17 protein-coding genes and 5 pseudogenes are annotated in these 20,511 nt (G+C 59.5%); 12 read left to right on the top strand and 10 right to left on the bottom strand.

The window, feature by feature from the left end; genetic code table 11:
• The first annotated feature begins 167 nt into the window (after nucleotides 1-167).
• Both AC1Z3V_RS33125 and AC1Z3V_RS33120 read left to right on the top strand, forming a co-directional pair.
• Entirely contained in the window at nucleotides 168-530 is a 363-nt protein-coding gene (locus AC1Z3V_RS33125; RefSeq protein WP_483504383.1) for a P-loop NTPase fold protein, read from the top strand.
• Nucleotides 531-704: 174 nt separating this feature from the next.
• Nucleotides 705-1,142, top strand: a pseudogene (locus AC1Z3V_RS33120) (ATP-binding protein); the annotation flags it as partial.
• Here AC1Z3V_RS33120 and AC1Z3V_RS33115 read toward each other — a convergent pair.
• The 3 genes from AC1Z3V_RS33115 to AC1Z3V_RS33105 all read right to left on the bottom strand — a co-directional run bounded on the left by AC1Z3V_RS33115 (nucleotide 1,101) and on the right by AC1Z3V_RS33105 (nucleotide 3,683).
• Complete coding sequence (locus tag AC1Z3V_RS33115; protein WP_483504382.1) at nucleotides 1,101-1,433, bottom strand: Abi family protein; 333 nt, start codon at nucleotides 1,431-1,433, stop codon at nucleotides 1,101-1,103. The pseudogene AC1Z3V_RS33120 and the gene AC1Z3V_RS33115 sit on opposite strands and share 42 nt — an antisense overlap.
• 221 nt (nucleotides 1,434-1,654) lie before the next feature.
• On the bottom strand, nucleotides 1,655-2,989 hold the full coding sequence (locus AC1Z3V_RS33110) for an ISNCY family transposase (RefSeq protein WP_483504308.1): 1,335 nt from the start codon (nucleotides 2,987-2,989) through the stop codon (nucleotides 1,655-1,657).
• A 277-nt stretch (nucleotides 2,990-3,266) separates the two neighbouring features.
• Nucleotides 3,267-3,683: a MarR family winged helix-turn-helix transcriptional regulator gene (locus tag AC1Z3V_RS33105; protein WP_483504307.1), complete on the bottom strand. Its 417-nt coding sequence runs from the start codon at nucleotides 3,681-3,683 to the stop codon at nucleotides 3,267-3,269.
• 123 nt (nucleotides 3,684-3,806) lie between these two features.
• On the opposite strand from AC1Z3V_RS33105, the gene AC1Z3V_RS33100 reads away from it, so the two are divergent.
• Genes AC1Z3V_RS33100 through AC1Z3V_RS33080 form a run of 5 tightly spaced genes read left to right on the top strand, consistent with a single transcriptional unit; the run spans nucleotide 3,807 to nucleotide 9,452 of the window.
• Nucleotides 3,807-5,063 carry a M20 family metallopeptidase gene (locus AC1Z3V_RS33100; protein ID WP_483504306.1) on the top strand — a complete coding sequence of 419 codons (1,257 nt, stop codon included), beginning with the start codon at nucleotides 3,807-3,809 and terminating at the stop codon, nucleotides 5,061-5,063.
• 31 nt (nucleotides 5,064-5,094) lie between these two features.
• Nucleotides 5,095-6,117 (top strand): ABC transporter permease, encoded by a 1,023-nt coding sequence (locus tag AC1Z3V_RS33095; RefSeq protein ID WP_483504305.1) that lies wholly within the window; start codon nucleotides 5,095-5,097, stop codon nucleotides 6,115-6,117.
• 37 nt (nucleotides 6,118-6,154) lie between these two features.
• Nucleotides 6,155-7,309 (top strand): sugar ABC transporter substrate-binding protein, encoded by a 1,155-nt coding sequence (locus AC1Z3V_RS33090; protein WP_483504304.1) that lies wholly within the window; start codon nucleotides 6,155-6,157, stop codon nucleotides 7,307-7,309.
• Entirely contained in the window at nucleotides 7,306-8,910 is a 1,605-nt protein-coding gene (locus AC1Z3V_RS33085; RefSeq protein WP_483504303.1) for a sugar ABC transporter ATP-binding protein, read from the top strand. The genes AC1Z3V_RS33090 and AC1Z3V_RS33085 overlap by 4 nt, the downstream gene beginning before the upstream one ends.
• A 14-nt stretch (nucleotides 8,911-8,924) precedes the next feature.
• Nucleotides 8,925-9,452, top strand: coding sequence for a succinylglutamate desuccinylase/aspartoacylase family protein (locus AC1Z3V_RS33080; protein ID WP_483504302.1), 528 nt, complete (start codon nucleotides 8,925-8,927; stop codon nucleotides 9,450-9,452).
• Here AC1Z3V_RS33080 and AC1Z3V_RS33075 read toward each other — a convergent pair.
• From AC1Z3V_RS33075 to AC1Z3V_RS33065, 3 genes are read right to left on the bottom strand one after another with little or no spacing between them, the layout of a single operon-like run.
• Nucleotides 9,444-10,307: a TniQ family protein gene (locus AC1Z3V_RS33075; protein WP_483504301.1), complete on the bottom strand. Its 864-nt coding sequence runs from the start codon at nucleotides 10,305-10,307 to the stop codon at nucleotides 9,444-9,446. The genes AC1Z3V_RS33080 and AC1Z3V_RS33075 overlap by 9 nt on opposite strands.
• The gene (locus AC1Z3V_RS33070; protein ID WP_483504300.1) at nucleotides 10,304-11,185 is read right to left on the bottom strand and encodes a TniB family NTP-binding protein; all 882 of its coding nucleotides are present in this window, start codon (nucleotides 11,183-11,185) and stop codon (nucleotides 10,304-10,306) included. The genes AC1Z3V_RS33075 and AC1Z3V_RS33070 overlap by 4 nt, the downstream gene beginning before the upstream one ends.
• A gap of 6 nt (nucleotides 11,186-11,191) precedes the next feature.
• On the bottom strand, nucleotides 11,192-12,808 hold the full coding sequence (locus tag AC1Z3V_RS33065; protein WP_483504299.1) for a transposase: 1,617 nt from the start codon (nucleotides 12,806-12,808) through the stop codon (nucleotides 11,192-11,194).
• A 156-nt stretch (nucleotides 12,809-12,964) separates the two neighbouring features.
• On the opposite strand from AC1Z3V_RS33065, the pseudogene AC1Z3V_RS33060 reads away from it, so the two are divergent.
• Together AC1Z3V_RS33060 and AC1Z3V_RS33055 are read left to right on the top strand one after the other, a co-directional pair.
• A pseudogene (locus AC1Z3V_RS33060) lies at nucleotides 12,965-13,431 on the top strand (IS6 family transposase); the annotation flags it as partial.
• A 584-nt stretch (nucleotides 13,432-14,015) separates the two neighbouring features.
• Nucleotides 14,016-14,198, top strand: a pseudogene (locus AC1Z3V_RS33055) (hypothetical protein); the annotation flags it as partial.
• A gap of 781 nt (nucleotides 14,199-14,979) precedes the next feature.
• Here the strand turns inward: AC1Z3V_RS33055 and AC1Z3V_RS33050 are convergent.
• Nucleotides 14,980-15,420, bottom strand: a complete 441-nt coding sequence (locus tag AC1Z3V_RS33050) for a MarR family winged helix-turn-helix transcriptional regulator (RefSeq protein ID WP_334197023.1) — start codon at nucleotides 15,418-15,420, stop codon at nucleotides 14,980-14,982.
• 146 nt (nucleotides 15,421-15,566) lie between these two features.
• Between AC1Z3V_RS33050 and AC1Z3V_RS33045 the strand changes: the two genes are divergently transcribed.
• Nucleotides 15,567-17,363, top strand: coding sequence for a chloride channel protein (locus AC1Z3V_RS33045; RefSeq protein WP_483504298.1), 1,797 nt, complete (start codon nucleotides 15,567-15,569; stop codon nucleotides 17,361-17,363).
• Between the two features lie 81 nt (nucleotides 17,364-17,444).
• Here AC1Z3V_RS33045 and AC1Z3V_RS33040 read toward each other — a convergent pair.
• From AC1Z3V_RS33040 to AC1Z3V_RS33030, 3 genes and pseudogenes are all read right to left on the bottom strand, one after another.
• Nucleotides 17,445-18,184 (bottom strand): annotated as a pseudogene (locus AC1Z3V_RS33040) (Tn3 family transposase); the annotation flags it as partial.
• A 155-nt stretch (nucleotides 18,185-18,339) separates the two neighbouring features.
• Nucleotides 18,340-18,537, bottom strand: a pseudogene (locus tag AC1Z3V_RS33035) (Tn3 family transposase); the annotation flags it as partial.
• Entirely contained in the window at nucleotides 18,507-19,076 is a 570-nt protein-coding gene (locus tag AC1Z3V_RS33030; protein ID WP_483504297.1) for a PTS sugar transporter subunit IIA, read from the bottom strand. The gene AC1Z3V_RS33030 and the pseudogene AC1Z3V_RS33035, both read right to left, overlap by 31 nt.
• A gap of 465 nt (nucleotides 19,077-19,541) precedes the next feature.
• On the opposite strand from AC1Z3V_RS33030, the gene AC1Z3V_RS33025 reads away from it, so the two are divergent.
• Nucleotides 19,542-19,955, top strand: coding sequence for a DUF5602 domain-containing protein (locus tag AC1Z3V_RS33025; protein WP_483504381.1), 414 nt, complete (start codon nucleotides 19,542-19,544; stop codon nucleotides 19,953-19,955).
• 101 nt (nucleotides 19,956-20,056) lie between these two features.
• Entirely contained in the window at nucleotides 20,057-20,479 is a 423-nt protein-coding gene (locus AC1Z3V_RS33020) for a plastocyanin/azurin family copper-binding protein (protein WP_483504296.1), read from the top strand.
• Nucleotides 20,480-20,511 lie beyond the last annotated feature (32 nt).

Raw genomic sequence — 20,511 nt, 5'->3', positions numbered from 1 at the left:
CAGGGCGCTCATGATCGAAGGTGTGTGTTGATGAGGGGCGGAAATCGAGCTGCTCTCCGGTGGACTACCTCGCCTTTGTTCGATCAACCGTCCATTGTGGCGTCATGAGCGAACAAACTTCTAACGGCGATCTGCCGATTCAATCTCACAAATGAAGACCTGTTCGGATTTGCGGCGCTCGCCGACCGCATCGCCGCATCCCTGACCTCGCAAGCCGCAACCAAGGCTTCGTATTCGGCCTTGAAGGAAAATGGGGGTCCGGGCAGTCGAGCTTGCTCGCGCTGACATTGGCGAGGTTACGCGAGATGGACCGGGCCAAAGTCGCAGCTGTCGAGTTCAGGCCGTGGTTGATCGGTGATCGTGATCAACTGTTGACGGCACTCTTCGAAGACCTGGCCAAGGCCATTACCGAGGTTCAAGCCGCCCGAGGAGATGCGAGCGGGAAAACCAACCGCGCGGCCGGCGATGTCGTTGAGCAGGTGCGTAGCTTCGCCCGGCACCTTTGGCCGGTGGTGTTGTTTGGCAGTTAACCGTTAGAATGCGTTCGTGGCAGCAGCTTTTGGATGATCCCGATTGGACCTCTCGTGCTGCTGGTCTTCGGGGCATCGGTTACGTCGGTGCTCGTATGTCTCCCACTTTTTGGGTTCGGTAAGAAACTCGTTTAAGTTCTACTTTTTTGTGAAAGACGAGCGGCATGGTCGCCCGCGATTGCGCTTGGAAGAGAGGTCATCCGTCAAAACTACACGGTGTTGTTCACAACGGCGCAGGCATTGGTCGCAACGCTCGTGAGAGCACATGGCGAAGGACGCCTGGAAGAACGACTTGGGTTTCTCGCCAAGCCCAAGCTGCTCATCATCGACGAGCTTGGCTATCTTCCACTCGAGCCCAATGCAGCCCACTTATTTTTCCAGCTCGTATCGAGGCGCTACGAGCGCGGTGCAATGCTCGTCACCTCCAACCGCAGTGTCGGAGAATGGGGAACAGTGTTCGGCGACCCCGTCGTGGCAACTGCTATCCTTGATCGGTTGCTGCATCACAGCCACGTCATCACAATCCGTGGCGACAGCTACAGGCTACGAGAAAAGCGCCGTAGCGGGCTTCTACAAAAGTCCACGACGGCAGCCGGTATGGAGAGTAACTAAACACCCTTGGCGGACCAGATTTGCGTGTCGCCTAAGGACCAGTTCACGATGACGCTTGATAATCGCGTCCTGATCTTCTTCCTTCATGCCAGCGAATAACGTCGACATTGTGCCGAAATCCCATACTTCGCACGCAACCCAGATCGGAAGCGGGAGCCCATATTTTCTCTTGTTATGAGCTATGAATTCTTCCTTCGAGCGGTTGATCAGGGCAGCGTGTTTTGTAAGCCAACCATGATGGTTCGTGAGGCCTTCTTTGTTTAGATCTACCGAAAAGCTCTCATGGAACAGCTCCGGCCATGCAGCACCGATACCTAGCTAGTGCCCGTCCATAAACGCCTGTTTTTGTGGGATTTTCAAAGGTTTGTTGCCGGCTGACGCGTGTTTCTTGGACGCGTGACGGCACAATGCCATGCCGGTTTATCACCCGAAGAGCGATCTGGCGGCAATGGGTCATGGGGTATCGGCCGACGCTCGCCGGGGTTGCTCTGAACACTGCCAGATAAGGGGAGTCAGGTGGGCCGGAGGCGAGCGAAGAGGGAGAGATTGTAAGCGACCACCGAGGACCAGACATAAGCCTTAAAGTGGTCGAGGCCGCGCCAGGTGCAGCGTCCCAAGCCATAAGCGCGTTTCAGGCAAGAGATGCCGGCCTCGATGCCGGCGCGGAAGTTTCTGAGCTTGCGATAGACCCAGCGACTCCTGACCATGTCTTCGATCTTGAGACCGCGCTTCTTGTGGAAGGCCATGTCGCGTATGCCGCAGGCTTTGGCCTGCCTGAGATTTTCGCGGCTGGCATAGCCGCCGTCGGCCGCCGCCTGACGCGGCGGCTCGCCGTAAAAAGCGATGTGGCGTTCCAGCATCGGCAGCAAGCGCTCGCTGTCGGCCGGGTTGCCCGCTTCGATGACAAGGTCGAGGATCAGTCCGCTTGTGCCGGTGGTCAGATTGAGTTTGTGGCCGTAGTCGACGTCGCGGCTGCCCTTGACGATGATGTCGACATGCGGCTCGAACAGGCTCGCCAGCTTCTCGCCAGCCGGCACCGCCTCGCCGGCCAGGACCCGCCGCTCGGTCTGGGCAATGATCCGCTCGACCAGCGGCTTGTAGCGGCAGACTTGCGCCTGCCAGAGTTCGACCGCCGGGCCCGCCGTGAGGAGCAACTGTCCACTCGCCTGCTGCAGATAGCTCAAGGTGGTGCGCGTGATCTTGAGCAGTTCGCGGTAGTGCTTCACCCGTTTCGGGCGACCGCGGGTATATTCGATCGCTCGAGCCCGCTTCTTCGCCGCGCGACGATGGTCGTGCCATGGGATGGCGCGACCCAGTGCATCAGCCTGCTGCAACAGTCGCACCATCACCCGGACAGCGTCCCATAACAGGCTGCTGTCGCTCGGCTCATGGATCGGTGCGGCGGTGACGGTGCTGTCCACACGCACGACCTTGCCGCTTTCCAGTTTCTCCTGCCGAGCGCTCGCCAGCAGCACCCGGTTGATCTCTTCAAAGGTTTGCGCCCGGATCGCGCTGATTGTCTTGTGCAAGACCGACTTCTTCGGGTTCCACCCCCACGGCAACCGGGCAAAGGCCCGAAACGAGGCGGAGTCTTCGAGATGGAAGGCCAATTCCTGATAACTCAACTGGCGATGCTGCTTGAGCAGCGCGCAGCGCAGCACAGCCTCGGCCGGCAGCCCCTCGCGGCCGGTCTCCTTGAGGCCATGCCGGCGCAGGTCCCGCGTCACCAGCCCGAGCAGATCGCGATGCTCATCCAGCCATTGCGACATCACCTTCAGTTCACAACCGATCTCGTGTTCGGCGAAAAGATCGAATATGCTCGCCTGGACGGTGCGTTCTTGGCGCATTGTCGGCTCCGGCGGTTACGGGTTTATCTTTAGAATCAGTAGCTTGATCTAAAGTATACCTGAAGCCGCCGGGCTTTGCCCGCGGAGATATCGCGATTAATACAATAATTTCAGCAGTTTAACGTTTATGGACGAGCACTAGCTACACGTTAAGGCTTCTCACTCTGGCAATCTTTTTTCCGAAGCTCAACTGTTTGCCCGGTTCGATTCCCTTCAAGGCGTCCGAATCTAACATTCAGCCAGTCCGAAAGAACCGGCCTGTGGTTTCTCGCGAGGTCTATGCCTTAACCGCTGGCTTCCACTGGGTCAGCTTCGTCAGGCATCTGTCGAGCACTTCCAGCTCTTGTTCCGTTAGGACCTTCAGCATGTCTTCGTTCATTTCGTCCCCGATGACATCGGCTTGCTCGGCGAGTTTTTCCCCGGCCGGCGTGGGCTGGAGAAGGAATTGCCGGGCATCTTCCTTGGATAGAACGCGCTCGATCAGTCCGCGCTTCGCAAGGGCGGTGATGATGCGCGAGACCAGGGTCCTATCGAGATTGGATTCCTGAACGACCCAATTGACCGCCTGGCCGGGCGTCTCGACGACGATGGTCAGGATGCGCAGGTGCTGGATGTCAATGTTCAGGTCACGACGATAGACCCTGTCGGCTGCCTCCTTGGCGGTGCGGGCCACTTTTTCCAGACGAATGTTCATGTAACTCCGAAACGAGCGCTTCAACTGCACCATTGCCAACCTCGCAAACATGTTGTATTTCGCAATATGTGACAAAATAACATAATTACAAAACTCACATATTGCATACTGGGATACGACAACATGACGGCTGCTGACAAGACGGCGATTGAGGCTTTGAAAGATCGAGCGCTTGAGGCGATCGACACGCTGGCGCCAACCTTGGTGGCGTTGTCGCTGCGTATCCATGCCGATCCGGAACTCGCCTTCAAAGAGTACAAGGCATCGGCGGCCCTGTGCGATGTGCTCGAAGAGTTCGGCTACGCGCCACAGAGATCGGCCTTTGGCCTCGAAACCGCTTTTGCCGCCGAGTTTGGCGCGACAGGTCCTTTTGTCGGCCTGATCTCGGAATTCGATGCGCTCCCTGAGGTGGGACATGCGTGCGGGCACAACATCATCGCAGTCACCGGGCTTGGTGCGACGCTGGCGCTTGGCTCCCTGGGGAAGGACCTTCCGGGCCGCGTTCGTTACCTCGGGACACCTGCCGAAGAAGACGGCGGCGGAAAAGAGATCATGGCGCGCCGCGGCGCGTTCGACGGCATCGATTGCGCGATGATGGTTCACCCCTCGACGGAAGATGTCGCCGCCTACCCGTTGCTGGCTGTCAACGACGTTACGGTCCGCTACCACGGCCGGGCAGCGCATGCCGCGTCGTCGCCAGAGGCGGGCCTGAACGCCCTGGACGCACTGGTTTCCGCCTATCAGGCAATCGCCGCCTTGCGCCAGCATCTGCCGGCAGGGCAGCGCATTCACGGCATTATCTCGAACGGAGGTGCGGCCACCAACGTCGTGCCCGACCTCACCGAAGGCCGGTTCGTGGTCAGAGCCCCGACGCTTGAGGCTTTGCTGTCGTTGCAGGCAAGGGTCCACGCGTGCCTCGAGGCCGGAGCCTTGGCAACCGGGACCAAACCGGAAATCTGCTGGAACGATGTCGCTTACGCAGACATGCGCACCAACTGGCCGTTGGCCGAAGTCTACCAGCGCAATGCCGAGCGTATCGGGCGGACCTTCGAGCGCTTCGAGGATATACCGATTACACGCGCTGCAAGCTCGGACATGGGCAACGTCAGCCATCGCGTGCCGTCGATCCATCCGATGATTGCCATGGCCCCGAAAGGCACGGCCCACCACCATCGCGACTTCGCGGTCTGGTCAGCCTCCGACGACGGCATGCGAGCCGCAATTGACGGCGCCAAGGCTCTCGCGATGACGGCCATCGATTTCATGACCGATGCGAACCTGCGCCAAAGAGTCCAAGAAACCTTTCGAAACGCTCAAGCCGATCGGTCGGTGTGTCCCCCGCACCTTGCCGGCGGCGCGCTCGCATCGGCAGCGGAGTAGTCGGGTTTCATCTGAAAGGGAGGAGATTTCCATGACAATACAGGGTGAGGTGGCCTTGAACCTGACAAGCGAGAAAAACAAGAAGCCGGGCAACGGTCCTGCGTCACGCTTTGATGCCGGTGAAGCCGCGAGCCGCTACGGGCTCCTGATCGCCTGGCTTCTGCTGGTTCTGGCGTTTTCCGTCGCGAGCCCGGAAATCTTTCTGAGCAAGGCGAATTTTGCCAATATTTTCGGATCGCAGGCCATCCTGGTCGTCATGACGATGGGCATGATCGTTCCGCTCATTGTCGGCGAATTCGACCTCTCCATGACGGGGCTGATGTCGTGCTGCCTGATGTTGATCGGGGTGCTGAACGTTCAGTTCGGCTGGTCGATCGGTTGGGTCATACCCGTCATCATCTTGCTTGGGCTTGCCGTCGGATTGATCAATGCCTTCATCGCCGTGCGGGTGGGCGTCGACTCGCTCGTTGTGACGCTCGGCATGGGAACGCTGCTAATGGGCGTCTCCTACGGCATCAGCGGGCTCAGCATCATCGGCATCTCTCCGCTGCTTACCGATCTCGCCAGGACCAAGGTCTTTGGCATCCAGATGGCTTTCTACTACGGCCTGCTTCTGACGATTGCCTGGTGGTACATCCAGCGGTTCACGCCGCTTGGCCGAAACATGCTGTTCACGGGTGCCAACCGCGAAGTGGCGCGTCTATCGGGCATCGCCGTCGATCGCCTTCGCGCGGGCTCTCTCGTCGTCTCCAGCCTGATCGGGGCGGTCGCTGCGATCATTCTTGCAGGCGTCCTGGGCTCGGCCGACCCCAATGCTGCCAACGGGTATCTGCTGCCGCCGTTCGCTGCAGCGTTCCTGGGTGCGACGGCGATTACCCCCGGACGGTTCAATCCCTGGGGCGCCTTCATCGCCGTCTACTTCCTGATTACCGGAATTGTCGGCCTGCAGATCCTCGGGCTCTCCGGGTGGATCGAACAGGTCTTTTACGGAGGCGCCCTGGTCGTCGCCGTCACCTTGTCGCGCCTGGCCGCCAATCGTCTCAAGAAGAGCTGACGGCATCACGCCTATTCATCAAGTGGAGGAGGAAACCATGAAACATGCAGCCGCGAACACGCGCCTTTGCTCGAAAGCGAAGGAGCTCTTCACGCTATCGTCCGCGTTGCTAATGCTGTCTTTGGCCGTCCCGGCGATGGCTGACGATATGTCGGGAAGCGAACAGGCAAAGCAGATCGTCGAGAAGGCGAGTGCGACGCTGTCGGAGGGCCCGGGGGCAACGTCCATCGACGTCGGGCAAAGGTTGTCCGGCAAGTCGATCTTCTACATCTCGGCGGGCCTGAGCTTTGAGTTCAGCCAGGAGGTTCTGAAGGGTGTGGAGGATGCGTCGGGCGCACTCGGAATGGAGGTCGTCACGGCTGACGGCCCGGATTCGTCCCAGGCATCGGCAGCCATCGATCGTGCCATCAGCCGGAACGCGTCCGCGATCGTGCTGCAGGGCATCGATCCCTACACCGTCCAGGCCTCGATCGCGGACGCCAAGAAGGCCGGCATTCCCGTTGTCAGCACTGCCGCCATTCCGGCTGGACCGCTTCCGAAAGACATGGCGGACGCGGGATTATCCGCCAATGTGAACATTTCCGTCACGGATGCGGGCAAGATCACCGCCGCCTATATCGCCGCAAAGGGGGAGCCGGAAGCCAAGGTCGCGCTCATCAGTTGTTCCACGTTCCGCTCCGACGAAGTGTTTGCCGAGGAATTCACCAAGGAATTGGCCCGCCTTTGCCCCGGTTGCCAGATCGTGCACAAGGACTCGCCACTACCGCAGTGGCAGACGACACTGCCATCGCTCGTGCGCACCCTGATCATGGTCAATCCTGACCTCAGCTATGTCGTTCCTTCGGTTGATTCCATGGTGCCGTCGATCAAGCCGGCAATCCTTGCGGTCGGCGCGGGCGACAGGATCAAGATCGTATCGACCAATGCGTCCCTGCCGGACATGCAGGCGATCGCTCTCAAAACCGACCAGGAAGTTGCCAATCTCGGCGCCTCCAACGAGCGGATGGGATGGGCGACGGTTGATCAGGTCGCGCGGCTCCTGACCGAGCAGCCAGCGCTCGAAGGCGTCGAGCCGCAGCGGCTGTTCACCACCGAAAACATCGATGGGGTGGATCTGACCAAGCCGGCCGCCACCTGGTACGGCTTCGACTTCCAAAGCCATTATCGCAAGCTCTGGGGCGTAAAGTCATGAGCGTGGCACGGGACATGGCACTTGCGAGCACGGTGATTTCGCTACGGAGCATCTCGAAATCATTTGGCCCACGCAAAGTGCTGGATGGCGTAAGCCTGACCCTGTCGAGGGGTGAGGTCCACGCGCTCCTCGGGCAGAACGGTTCGGGCAAATCCACCCTCATCAAGATCCTGTCCGGCGTATACCAGCCGGACACGGACCAGCAGAGCCGGATGCTGCTGCGCGGCGAGCCGGTCGACCTGCCTCTCGATCCAAACTTCGCGGCAACGGCCGGTATAGCGGCCGTTCATCAAGACCTTCCGATCATCAATTCGGCAAGTGTGCTCGAGAACCTGATGATCGGACGCTTCGAAACCGGACGCGGATGGCGCATCGACTGGCGCCGCGTTCGTAACGACGTGGCGCGGGCGCTGGACGAGTTCGGTATTCACGCAACGCCGGAGCAGGCGGCAGCCGAGCTTCCGGAAGCCGATCGCGCCATGCTTGCCATCCTTCGAGGTTTGCAGGGGCTGCCTTCGGACCGGCCGGGTGTGTTGATCCTCGACGAGCCGACTGCCCATCTTCCTCGTGATGGTGTCGATCGGGTCTTTGCCGCGATCCGGAAAGTGGCGAGCCAGGGTCATGCTGTCCTGTTGGTGACCCACCGGCTCGATGAGGTCTTTGCGGTGACCGACCAGGTGTCGGTCATTCGCGACGGCATCATTGCGCACGCAGCCGATACGCGATCATCTACGGAACAGGAGCTGGTCACGGCCATTCTCGGCTTCGAACTCGATGCCCTTTATCCGGAAAGGCACACGAACGCCGGCGAGATCGTCCTCGACGTTGCCGGGCTTTCAGGCGCGCGCGTCCAGGAACTGTCCCTGACCGCTCGCCGCGGCGAAGTGGTGGGCATCACCGGACTGATCGGCGCAGGGCAGGAGGAGATCCCCTATCTGCTCTATGGCGCAAGGAAGGCGAGCTCCGGTTCCGTTGCCGTGCGCGGTCAGGTCTTCCCTCAAGGAGAGCTTTCGCCTGCCAAATCGATCAGCGCAGGCATGGTCCTGTTGCCCGCCGACCGTCGCAACGCCTCGGGTGTCGCCGCCGCTTCGGTTCGCGAAAACGTCAGTCTGCCGATCCTCAATCGGTTCGTGCAGAACGGGGTGTTGCGCGAGAAGTCCGAGCGCAATCATGTGCGAGACCTTCTCGCACGGTTTGAGGTTCGCCCGTCGGATCCGGAACTGCCGCTTTCCGCGCTCAGCGGCGGCAACCAGCAGAAAGCGCTGCTGGCCAAGTGGTTTCAGATGAAGCCCGATGTGCTGCTGCTGCATGAACCGACGCACGGCGTCGATGTGGGGTCGCGGCGAACGATTTTTCGGCTGATCAAGGAAGCGGCCGACGCTGGCGCGGCGATCGTCATGTTCAGCACCGAGTACGCGGACCTTGCCAATCTGTGTGATCGTGTCGTCATCATGCGGCATGGCCGCAAGGCGGCCGAACTCAGCGGCGCGGCGCTCAGCGAGCAGCGGATCGTGGCGTTGTGCATGATGGACGATCAGAACCCTGGTTCCGCGCAGAACGAGGTGAGGGCAGCGGACGCTCTCGCTCCGGCCACTAACTGAAGAAGAGAGAGCCTATGAAACCGCTGAAGATCGGGGAAATCCACGCCGAGCCCGGCAAAATTTCCCGCACGTTGCTGGGGGCCATTCGAACGGCCTCTGGCTCCGAACTGAGCATTCCGTGCATCGTCGCCCATGGTGTCGAGGACGGTCCCGTCCTGGTGCTGTCCGGCGCAACGCACGGAGACGAGATCGCCGGGACAGGCGCGATCATTCGCCTGATGCAGGCGCTCGATCCATCGAGGATGAAAGGATCGGTCATTGCAATACCTGTCGCAAACGTCGCGGCGTTCGAGCAGGGGGTGTACTTTACGCCGCAGGACGGCCGTAACATGGCCTCCGGCGTCTATTGGAAGACCGACCCCAGGGGCACTTTGACAGCGCGCATGGGCGCGCTGCTCGGGCCCATTTATCAAATGGCGGACTATTACATCGACCTGCATGGCAATCACGATGTCGTTTGGCACTTGAACGTAAGAATGCGGCCGTTTCTTTCTTGGTTGGCATTTAATTTGAGATTCTGTGGGCTGAGAATCTCAAATTAAGTGCAACTGCGAAGACCTCCGCGACTGGCGCCCGCAGTCCACAATCTCTTCTATAGCGCTGCCGAAGCGGGCTTTATTCTCACCCATCATATGGCCACGCAGCATGGAAAGCATCTCCGGCCCAGCTCGCTGGACGATGGCCACACCCGCTAAAAGAGCTGGCCGCAAGTGCAGCGGCAAAATCGGACTTGCTGGGGTCGGAAGTTCCCCAGTTTCCATCTTTAAGACGTCATCGAGATCAGGAATGATGACGCCGAGCACTCTGTAGCTTGACGGTTCGTAGCGATCGGGGAGCGACTTTGGAACGCGCCGCATGAGAAGGAGGCGGGCAATCTCACTTGGCGATAACCAGTTTTGGATACCATGCTCGGCCTCGTCGTTAAGCATCCCTTCTCCGATCAGCGCAGCATGGTGGTAGCCGCTGAAAGGAGAGGGGCGGTCACGCCCGCCACTGGTTTGAAGGTGACCTCCGCAAAGCGGGCAGGTGATCCGCCAGCCGAGAAGTTGGCTTCGAAGAATAATGTGCGACCCGTCGACAATTCGGAGGCAGCTGCTGCATGATTGCCGAGGCTCGCCGGCAATCAGCCGCCGTGACGATTGCGGAACATTCGTGAAAGTCATGCGGCGGACCGTGGCCGGATCGACCGAGAACATAGAGGCTATGCGGTCGACCTGATCTTCGGTGAGATGTAAATCGGCGGTGCGCAATGACAGCACCTCGGGAAGGCAATGCCGAAGCATGGCCAAGGGAGAGATGGCGTAAAATGCGGCGTGCCGAATGATCCACGACGACAGAAGTTCATCGGTGCAGGGAGGAAACCTTACCGGCAATTGCCGTGCGTATATCCCCGTCATGCGAACGCTGCTTCGGCGTCAAATTCCGGTTCCCACTTTTCAATGGCTTCATCGGTAATGCGCTCTTTTCCGCTTTCGATTGCCTCGATAGCCAGGGAGTTGATCATGTGGAAGATGTTGGCCGTGATGCCCTCGGTGATCTGCAGTATCCGTCGCAGTGATTTTGCGGTTAACACAGATGGGCAACGCAATGGCGTGTTTCGCAGCATCAAGGCGACCAAGATTTCGAACTGCTCGTTTGCAGCCCAGCGGCTCAGCGTGAACTGTTCGAAGCGGCGCGCCAGTTGTACATCGCCACCAATGGCCTCACGGGCGTCATTGACCCCGAAGCAAACGAGCGAGATCTGAAGGCGGTTGCTCAGAAAACGCAGCGTATTGAGCACGATGCGTTGCTCGCGATATGTTCCAGCGAGGATGTTGTGCACCTCGTCGATCACTAGGACTTGCACGCCGATCGCTTCCATGATGCGCAACGCAGCTTGCTCCATCTGTGCGATATCGGCGCGCGGCCGCTGTGGTGCGCCGAGGAGGGTCAGAAGTTCGGCATAGAACCGTCTTTCGCCGGGCCGACTGGTCATCTCCATCGCGAGAACAGGCGTCTTCAGCCTGCCGGTGAGCGAATTGAAGCTTGGCGGATGCTGGTCACGGAAACGCTTCATGATCATTGTTTTGCCCATTCCGCTGTCGCCGTATATGGCGATGGAAGGCATTCGCGTCCCGCGTGGATGGTCTACCAAGAAGTTGAGGCGATCGAGCACCTGCTTGGCACGCGGATAGACGAGCCAGCGACGTGATCGTATCGCGCGGACGCGCTGCTTGTCCGCTTCACCGAGCAATGCCGCGGCGTTTGCAGTCAGGTGGGAGGTTCCTGTGTTCATTCCCGCTCACTCCGTGTCCTCATCAAAAGCCACAGGTTTGCTGGAGTCGATACCCCGAAGCGAGCCCCACCCGCTGTCATCCACCTTCGTTTTTGTGCTGGCAGGGCGGCCTCGTCGTGCGGACGCTGTCGCCTTCACTGCCGCATCCACCAGTTTTCGCCGTTCAATGGCTGTACTAACGATGGTGCGGGTATTGATCTCTCGTCGCCCTTTCGCCAGCAGCGTACGCCTTGCAGCCAATGCTTCGTGCAGCGTTACCGAGGCCAAGGTGAGATCGGCGTAGCGAGCTTCCACGAAGTTGCCCGAAGGCCGCCGCACGAAGATACGAGACATATCCCTTGGGTCGTATTTGACGAGCAGTCGGCGATCCGTACTCCCGACGTCAGCACTTAGGGCTGCCGACCAATAGCGTAGTCCAAAGAGATGGATCCCGGTTGGCTGCAGCGTGCGCTCCTGCTCGGGCAGAAATGTCAGCCAAAAACGCATGCGGTCCTGCGGCAATCGGAGTGGTATTTCACCTTCGTGCTCGCGCCAGACTGCGATTGGCGGGCGGCCTAGACTCCTGTGGATCGACTGATGGTAGGTGCCGACAATGTCGAGGGCGATGTATCGCTCAAGTTCCCGCAAAGTCAAAGCTGAATGCCGCTTCGAGTCGTATTCGCCAAGCTCCTGCGGATTGCTGAAAGTCGTGCCCGGCAGCAAGTAGAGTTTTCCCATCTGGGTGCCGATCAACCGTTCGATATGGCCGCCGAAGCGCGGTTCACCCGGCGGTCGCCAGTCGATCGCGATGCCGGCATCCTCACACCCCCTCTTGAAGGCACGACTCCTGAAGTCGCTGCCGTTATCGACATGCAATGTCTCTGGCAGTCCGGCGACGGGCCACGGTTCGATGATCTCGCGCTCCCGCAACCAAGGGGACTTGTCAAAGACGGAGTGTAGCAAGCATAAGCTGGTCGAGAGCCGGGAAGGGGCTTCCATTGCGAGGTAAAACCCGGTCACCATCCGGCTGCAAACGTCCATCGCAAGAGTCAGCCAAGGCCTCCCGATTGGCAGACGCGTTTCCTCGTCGACGACAAAGATATCTGCTTTGGTGTGATCGACTTGGACGATCTGGAGTGGACGCGAGGCAGCGAGCATTCCTGGAACAGCAGTCGTTCGCTTCACGACTTCGGTTTCGCCCCGTCGTTTGGCGCGCTTCTGCAGGTCGATGTCTTCGAGACGAGTTTCAATCGTCCGCCGATGCGGCGGCTTGAGCCCGGCCGAGACGCAGCCCGTTTGTACGTCCCGAACCAGTTGAGAAACGCTGGGCCGGTTCTTATTCAGGTAATACCGGTTGATAGTGGTGCGAATGATTTCTTCTCGCTTGTCGTCGAGCACTCTGCTGCCGTCTGGCCGGCCGGGTTTACGCTCCACCAGCGAGATTACCGTTCCCCCATTTCGAAATAGCTTGATAAGACGGAATGCGGTTGCCCGACTGACTTCGAGTTCGGCAGCCAGCAGCGCCATATCCCCGGCCGCTACCTTGCCAGATCGACGCATCAGAAATCCTCGGATCGCCTCGGCTCGTCGACACGCCTCATCCCAAAGCGCTTCGTCAATCTCGTCGGGCAATGGATCGTTCATGCAGAAACACCGTCTATTTCGTCGGCGGTTGAATCTCACATTACGTGCTAAAATCAAAGGGCTAATCTCAAATTAACTGCCAAGTCTCAAATTAAGTGCCAGGCTATCTTATTGAAATTATTGTCGTCGGAGTCTTGCGGTTAAATGCAAAACGACATCAGCCTGCGATTGGTTGAGGAGATGCTGTTGGAGCGTGGGGTCGCTGTGTCCTATGAAACGATCCGGCGATGGGGCCGCAAGTTCGGCCCGGCCTACGCAAAGCAACTGCGCCGCAGGAAACCCTCGCCAAAAGACATCTGGCACCTGGACGAAGTGGTGATTTCCATCGACGGCCGAAAGCACTGGCCGTGGCGTGCCGTCGATCAGGACGGCTACGTTCTCGATGAGATCGTCCAGACCCGACGCGATACCAAGGCTGCCAGGCGATTGCTGATAAGGCTGCTGAAGAAGCAAGGGTGCACGCCAAAGCGCATCATCACCGACAAGCTGCGCTCGTACGGCGCGGCAAGACGCGACATCATGCCAGGTGTCGAACACCGATGCATAAGGGCCTCAATAACCGGGCGGAGAACTCTAAGATGTACGGCCGCTTTAAGCGGCCGATGAAAATCCACAGAAGGTCGGCTATGGTCGATATTTCCGGTTCTCAATCCGGCGCGGCAGGATGGGAAGCTGAAGTTCGGCTCACTTGCCAGAACTCGCGCCTTGCGCCAACGGCGGACGTTGCAACGGGTCGGTCCATGTCCGCACTCGACCCTCTCTGCCTCTCCGTTGGAGAATTTGAAGGAGGAGCCATGACCCGAAGCGGCCCTTGGGGCGCGATAGAAGATGCGGGAGCGGAACGCGATATACCCTCGCCTCTATGCCGCTTGAGGTGGTATCTTGAAGGGGCGCAACAAGGGACGCGTGGAGGGTCGCTTGTGGCCGTGAGAGAATAGGGGAGGAACGACATGTCGGCCAAATTCTGCAAATTAACTACAAGCTCAACGGGCCGTCGCGCGTGTGTAAAGTCAGTTCAAGTCAATAAGGCCAAGTTCGGTAATCGGCTTCGAGAGTCCGGTTGAACGAATATAGGTCAAGAGTTGCGAACCGAGGCTGTGAAGCCTCGCGGGCGAGAAAACGCCTTCTTGCTGTGAGGGCCTCAGCCGTGCCAACAGCCCTCGAGATCACGGGGCGCGATCAACACGGTTAAACGCAGACAGCTACCTTCTATCTCGACATCCCGAGCGCGCACATCCAGATGGTCGGCTGCCTGCTGACTCGCGTGCTTGCGACCAACCTCATCGAACCACGCTTCCTGCGCCTTTTGACCGACCGCGACCTTAACCGCATCTTCGTCTACAGCACCCACCCGAGCCACCGGAACCGGACGCTCGATATCTATCGCTGAGCAGCGCGAAACCGTCGGCAGTGCCTGTCACCCGGCGATCGGGCTCGTGAGAGCCGGAGCGCCAAGGCGCTTGGGCGCGTGATCTAGGAATCAGCAAGAACACCGTCGCAAATGTTGCGCAACGCCATCGGGCGACTGAGGCGGACCGAAGACCATCTGGGCCATCCCCTCGCTGATGGTCAAAAAAGGCAGCCGACAGCGACGCCTTGTCCAAGCTCGGCGTCAAGGGAATCGATGGGACGGCGGTCTTTTCGGCCAGTCAGTGTCTGTTCGAAGATCGCAATGGTGACGTGTTTATGTCGACCTGCTCCCGGCACACGAGCCACGCCCAGCCTGGCACGTCAATTACGCAACCGGCTAAAGCGTCGATCGACCTCCGTCATCCAATTGCCGAGGTGGAACGAGAGAACAAAAAGGTCGTATCTCCACTCCAGGATGAGCAGTCTCAAGCTCATGCCGCCAGTCGCATGACCACGTGCGGCAAGTTGCGCACGAAGCAGATCCATTTTTGCCGTCGGCGAACAGAAGTCGAAGGGAATGTATCGCGATGATACGGAAACGGAGCCAGGGTCGCGTTTCCGTGGTGACGTGTCTTTATTCGAGAACATACTGAACTGCTCCTCATTTGGCGGAAAACAACCGACTGGAAAGGCACAACGTCGATCCCGCTCGGTGTAATATATATCGTAATACGATATAAATAAAGCGGAGCGGCTCCTTTGGGGAAACGGTTCAACTTAGCACGTAGGTTGGGATGAGCAGGCCGCAGGCGCCTGAGTGGTCAAGGCTCCGAAGAAGGGCCCTTTGTCTGGAGATCGCCAAGTAACTCTATCAAGCGCGGAGCCATTTCACGGATCTCGGTCAGATGAATGGCGCTCAATCGCGTAAGGACGTCTTCCGCCTTGCCAGTAAGCGCGAGCGTTTGACGTCGCTTGTCGTGCGAATCGGGCTCGCGCGTAACATAGCCTCCCCCCACGAGCCGCTCGACAAGTTCGGAAGCGGTGTGCCGCGCAACGACGAGGCGCTCGGACAAGTCCCCGACCGTCATGAGGGTTTCGCCGCGATGGCCTTTGATGGCTAGCAGCGCTTGATGCTGCTGACTTGGCAGCCCCTCGTGCTGCGCTGCCGACGTCGAAAATTCCGTAAAGCGGCGCAGGATGTAGCGCAAGTTGGCAAGCGCCTCGTAATCGGCATCGGTGAGTGCGTCTTGTTTCTTGGTCACAGACTTTGGCACCAGGAGTGTTTCACGGGCTATGTGCATAGCGCTCGCGGGACAAGCTGCCAACCCGACTTGATTTATATCGTACTACGATATATGTGCGCTGCGGGCGATCGCGCCCTCCCTTCAGCCGCCCCACAGGTTTCCCGATGTCGTCAAAACCTTCTCGTCCGCATCAGCACGATTTCATGGGAGGCCTTGCACGCCGTGAAGCCGGCGATTTCACCACCGACAGGCGCGTGCTCCTGTTGATCGGAATGGCGCTCATCGTCGGAACCGGGGGCGCCTTCGCGGCCTGGTTTCTCGTCAATCTAATATCCCTCGTCACCAACATCGTCTGGTTTGGTCGGGTGAGCACGCAGGAGGCGCGGATAGCCGACGTAATCTTCTCACCCTTGATGGTGTTGATCCCGGTGGTGGGGGGGCTCGTCATCGGCCTGATGGCGCGCTTCGGCTCGGAGAAGATCCGCGGGCACGGTATACCGGAAGCGATAGAGGCCATCCTTATCGGCGGCAGCCGTATGTCGGCAAAGGTCGCCGTATTGAAGCCGCTGTCGTCAGCCACTTCGATCGGCACGGGAGGACCTTTCGGGGCGGAGGGGCCGATCATCATGACCGGTGGCGCCATCGGTTCGCTGTTTGCCCAGTTCTTCCACATGAGCGCAGCAGAGCGAAAGACCTTATTGGTGGCAGGGGCGGCGGCCGGCATGACGACAATTTTCGGCTCGCCTGTCGCAGCCGTCATGCTTGCGGTCGAACTTCTTCTATTTGAATGGAAGCCGCGTAGCTTCATTCCCGTCGCGGCCTCAGCTTGTGTTGCCATCTCCTGGCGCCCGCTATTGTTCGGCGCTGGACCGCTGTTCCCGACGCACTTCCGGGCCGACCTTCCCTGGTGGGGGATCCTGCTTTGTGCCGGGGTGGGGATGGTTGCCGGTCTCCAATCCGGCTTGCTGACGACCCTACTCTACAAGATCGAGGATCTGTTCGAGCGCCTCCCGATCCACTGGATGTGGTGGCCGGCGCTGGGCGGTCTTGCAGTTGGCCTTGGTGGCCTGATCGAACCCCATGCTCTCGGTGTCGGTTACGATGTCATTGAAGGTTTGCTTAAAAACAGCCTGCCAACCTCGACGGTCATCGCCATTCTCTTGGTCAAGGCCGTTATCTGGCTGATCGCTCTTTCGTCCGGCACATCGGGTGGTGTGCTGGCGCCTTTGCTGATCCTTGGAGGTGCACTCGGATGGCTGACGGGTTTGATGCTTCCCGGAGATCCGGGGTTCTGGGCGCTTCTGGGCATGGCGGCGATGATGGGCGGCACGATGCGCGCGCCGCTGTCGGGAACGTTTTTCGCCATCGAGATTACCGGTGATCTCAGCACGCTCATTCCCCTGCTGGCCACCACGATTGCCGCTTACGGGGTGACAGTCCTTCTGCTGCGGCGTTCGATCCTGACGGAGAAAATTGCCCGCAGGGGACAGCACATCAGCCGGGAATACGGGGTCGACCCCTTCGAGTTCGCACGGGCTCGCGATATCATGGTCAGCACCGTCGATACCTTGCCGGCGACCATGTCGGTGGCGGAGGTATGTGCATATTTTGCCGTGGCGGACGATGCTCACCGGACCTATCCGGTGGTTGACGCTGCTGGGGCGCTTGTCGGCATGGTTTCGCGTGCAGACGCGCTTCGGTGGCAGCGAGGTCCTGACATTGGCCCCGATCTGCTGGCAGACAGGGTATCGGACGCCTCGATCCCGATCGGGCATCCGGACGACACCGTTGGTCACATCGCGGACATCATGATTATGACCGACTCGGCGCGGATCCCGATTACCGATCCCGTCTCTGGAAAGCTCGTCGGCCTCGTCGCCCGCAAGGATCTGCTCCGCCTCAGGCAATCCCACAAATCCGCTGAACTGGAACGGCGACCATACCTTGGTAGGATGCGATAGCGGCGTTGATTAGTGTCTGACCAGGCGCTTGTACCCTGGTTGCTTGCAGAAGGTGGGGGTGTTTGCGGGAGGGGCGAGATGCTACCCTAAGGGCGGCCACCGATATTCTCCGGTGAGCGTTATATGCTCCCATCCGAGCGGTGACACGTGAGGCAGGAGCCCGAGGTCGATCTGTTCGCCGCTGGCGATTTGCTCGGCGACGATTTCGCCGAGCTTCCATGTGTTCCAATTGATGATGATGGCGGTGAGGAGGTTGAGACCGGCAATTCGGTGTTGCTGTCCCTCGGACGACCGGTCTCGGATTTCGCCGAGCCTGTTGAAGTTGACCGCGCGCTTGAGGGCATGGTGGGCCTCGCCCTTGTTCAACCCGATCTGCGCTCGACGCTGCAAATCAATGTCGCTCAGCCAGTCGAGCATGAAGATCGAACGCTCCAGGCGGTCGACTTCCCTGAGCGCCAGCGCCAGGCTGTTTTGACGCGGATAGGCGGCGAGTTTCCGAAGAATCTGACTTGGCACGACGGTCCAGGCGGCCATGCTGGCGGCGAGCCGCAGGATATCGGGCCAATTTTCGCGGATCAGCCGAATGTTGATGCGGCCGCCGATCAGCGGCTGAGGCGCGTGAGGCACCTGATCAAGAGCGGGAACGTCCGGCAGATCGCGGATTCTCGGCGCAAACCGGAAGCCGAGAACGGAGCAGATGGCAAGAACATGATCCGTGAAGCCGTCTGTATCAGCATAATGCTCGCGGATTTGCCTTCCAGTATCGTTCTGCAGCAGACCATGTAAGGCGCTTCGTGAGCGGTCGCGGGAATGATCTGGGTCGAATAGGGAGCGTATTGATCAGAGAGATGGCTGTACGCCGAAAGACCCGGCTCGTTGCCTTACCGGGCATTGACGATACTGCTTCACCGGTCGAACCTGCCGGAAAGTGCTGGCCATCCGAGGACGATGTCGTTCCGCCGCCCCAGAAGCCGGCCATCGGCAATTGCGACTGCGCCTCGACGATCATCGCAAGGGCGCGTGCCGTCGTCTCCTCCCTGACGTGCCATTTGCCGATCCGCAGCAACTCCCAGAAAGTGTGGGCGTCGCAGGCGTCGGCCATCTTCCTGAGATCCAGGTTGACGCCATCGGCGAGCAGAACGGTCATGACGCCGATCCGATCGCCGCAGGCAATCCCCGTGCGGAGATCCGTAGAGGCATCGGTGAAGCGCAGCTTTTGATCGACCTCAATGAGGCACCGGCGCGCGACGGAATGTCGTTGATCGACCATGCCTCGCTCTGCAGGATCGCCATTACCTCCTCGGGTGACCGGGCCCGCCGGAGCCCCTCCCGGATCAGCGGCGTCCGCACCAGCCGAAATAGTTGCGATAGTGCGGGCAAGAAGGTGCGGGCCTCAGAGCGCGGCCAAAGCAGAGTAAAGACTAGATCGACGGGATCGAGGTCGGGACTCTTGAAATCGATCGGAGGAGCCAGTCGCGTAAACGATGCTACGGGCGACGAAATCGTGCGCAGCAACGCGTGCGGGACGGCGATGCCGCGACCAATGGCGGTCGATCCGAGTCTTTCCCGCCGCCAAATGCCCCGGAGAACCACCCGATCATCGACACCGGTTCGCCGCGCGATTCTTACAGCGATCTTGGAGAGCGCCGAGTGCTTTCCCTTTGTCGCAAGATCAAGAGTCACGTCGTCTTTCGACAGATTTCTGAAGATCATCACGGTCGCCTCTCAGCCGAATGCGCGCGACCGTGAGCGAAGTGCGTTCGGCACTCCGTCTGTGGCGGTCTCGCGTTGAGTTGAAGAACTGGCTGCCCCGGACGCAAAGCCCAGTAAGGTTCGCGTCCGGGCTAGAGGCCTGCTTTGAGGCGTTGGGGCTCTCTCTGGGTCACGCGAATATTCATAATAACTCAAACATGGGGGCGGAATTCTTGAAATCAAGCGCACTGCCACGAACGTTGACCGAGATACATCCGTGGACACCTCCCGTTCAGTACTTCCCGCAACCACAGGCGGTGAAGCCGGAAACTAGGAAGAATGCAGAAATACTGCATTGAAGTGCCAGTTTATTTCATTGGACTAATATTGCCGCCAAGTTCTTCAATGGCTGCGCGCGACAGGTCGTACGAACAGCCGTTGACCGCGGAATTGCCGCGACCTCGCTTTGAAAAAGGATCTCCTCCGATGAAAAAACTCTTCCTCGTACCTGTTCTGACACTGGCCAGCTCCGTTTGTGCGATTGCGGCGGATGAAGTCACAAAAGCGCCGCCAGCCGCGCCCTATCAGCAGCTCAGCAAGCTGGTGAAGTTGCCCGATTTCCTCCCAGGCATGGGACAGCTCTTCGTTGACCCGGCGACATTGCCGGCCGGTCCGTTCCTCGCATATGATCATGACGGAAAGCTTGTCAGCACGATCTATATGCTGCCGACCAAGGATCTCAATCCGGACAAGTCATTCGACAACCTCGCAGCGCCCGGCGGCAACGTCGACCATGTCGACGTTTACTACAATGCCGGCCATCCAGGCGTGGAAGAGCCACATTTCCACGTCGTCCTGTGGCATGTTGCAGCGGCCGACGAAGCGAGCGTCGCCAAATGAGGGTCGCGCGCCGTCAAGTGTTGGGCCTATGGGGCGGGCTCGCCGCCGTCCTTTCCCTGCCCCATCGGGATGTGTGGGCCGAAGAGGTCGTGGAGATCAGGATGCAGGGGCGCGCCGATGGCTCGCATGTCTGGTTCGACCCGATCGGTGTTCTGATCAAGCCGGGTCAGATGGCCCGCTGGACCAACTTCAATCCTGGCAATTCGCATACGACGACCGCCTATCATCCAGCAAACTTCGGGAGGCCGCTGCGCATTCCAGTATCGGCAAAATCCTGGGATTCAGGCTATCTCCTGCCGGATGAGAGCTTTTCGGTAACCTTCACCGAGCAAGGGGTTTATGACTATTATTGCGTTCCCCACGAGCAGTCTGGAATGGTCGGCCGCATCATAGTCGGCGAACCGGAAGCGCATGGCGGCTGGATGGATGCGGTCGCTGGTAGAAGCGGCCTACCGGATGAGGCCCTCAAGGCGTTTCCGACAGTCGAAGAAATAATGGCAAAGCGGACTGTCCGCCGAGTTTAGATAGCGCGCCGCGCGTTGCGGCGGTGACACGG

The organism is Ensifer sp. 38_S197, assembly GCF_056924495.1.
Note: the sequence above shows the minus strand (reverse complement) of the source record. Positions and strands in the feature narration are given on the sequence as shown.

What these genes read in the sequence shown, in the direction of transcription:
- AC1Z3V_RS33025 (WP_483504381.1), top strand. Translation starts at nt 19,542, where the DNA reads ATGAAAAAACTCTTCCTCGTACCTGTTCTGACACTGGCCAGCTCCGTT.
- AC1Z3V_RS33080 (WP_483504302.1), top strand. Translation starts at nt 8,925, where the DNA reads ATGAAACCGCTGAAGATCGGGGAAATCCACGCCGAGCCCGGCAAAATT.
- AC1Z3V_RS33065 (WP_483504299.1), bottom strand. Translation starts at nt 12,808, where the DNA reads ATGAACGATCCATTGCCCGACGAGATTGACGAAGCGCTTTGGGATGAG.
- AC1Z3V_RS33030 (WP_483504297.1), bottom strand. Translation starts at nt 19,076, where the DNA reads ATGATCTTCAGAAATCTGTCGAAAGACGACGTGACTCTTGATCTTGCG.
- AC1Z3V_RS33105 (WP_483504307.1), bottom strand. Translation starts at nt 3,683, where the DNA reads ATGAACATTCGTCTGGAAAAAGTGGCCCGCACCGCCAAGGAGGCAGCC.
- AC1Z3V_RS33110 (WP_483504308.1), bottom strand. Translation starts at nt 2,989, where the DNA reads ATGCGCCAAGAACGCACCGTCCAGGCGAGCATATTCGATCTTTTCGCC.
- AC1Z3V_RS33090 (WP_483504304.1), top strand. Translation starts at nt 6,155, where the DNA reads ATGAAACATGCAGCCGCGAACACGCGCCTTTGCTCGAAAGCGAAGGAG.
- AC1Z3V_RS33070 (WP_483504300.1), bottom strand. Translation starts at nt 11,185, where the DNA reads ATGAACACAGGAACCTCCCACCTGACTGCAAACGCCGCGGCATTGCTC.
- AC1Z3V_RS33095 (WP_483504305.1), top strand. Translation starts at nt 5,095, where the DNA reads ATGACAATACAGGGTGAGGTGGCCTTGAACCTGACAAGCGAGAAAAAC.
- AC1Z3V_RS33075 (WP_483504301.1), bottom strand. Translation starts at nt 10,307, where the DNA reads ATGACGGGGATATACGCACGGCAATTGCCGGTAAGGTTTCCTCCCTGC.
- AC1Z3V_RS33085 (WP_483504303.1), top strand. Translation starts at nt 7,306, where the DNA reads ATGAGCGTGGCACGGGACATGGCACTTGCGAGCACGGTGATTTCGCTA.
- AC1Z3V_RS33100 (WP_483504306.1), top strand. Translation starts at nt 3,807, where the DNA reads ATGACGGCTGCTGACAAGACGGCGATTGAGGCTTTGAAAGATCGAGCG.
- AC1Z3V_RS33045 (WP_483504298.1), top strand. Translation starts at nt 15,567, where the DNA reads ATGTCGTCAAAACCTTCTCGTCCGCATCAGCACGATTTCATGGGAGGC.
- AC1Z3V_RS33020 (WP_483504296.1), top strand. Translation starts at nt 20,057, where the DNA reads ATGCAGGGGCGCGCCGATGGCTCGCATGTCTGGTTCGACCCGATCGGT.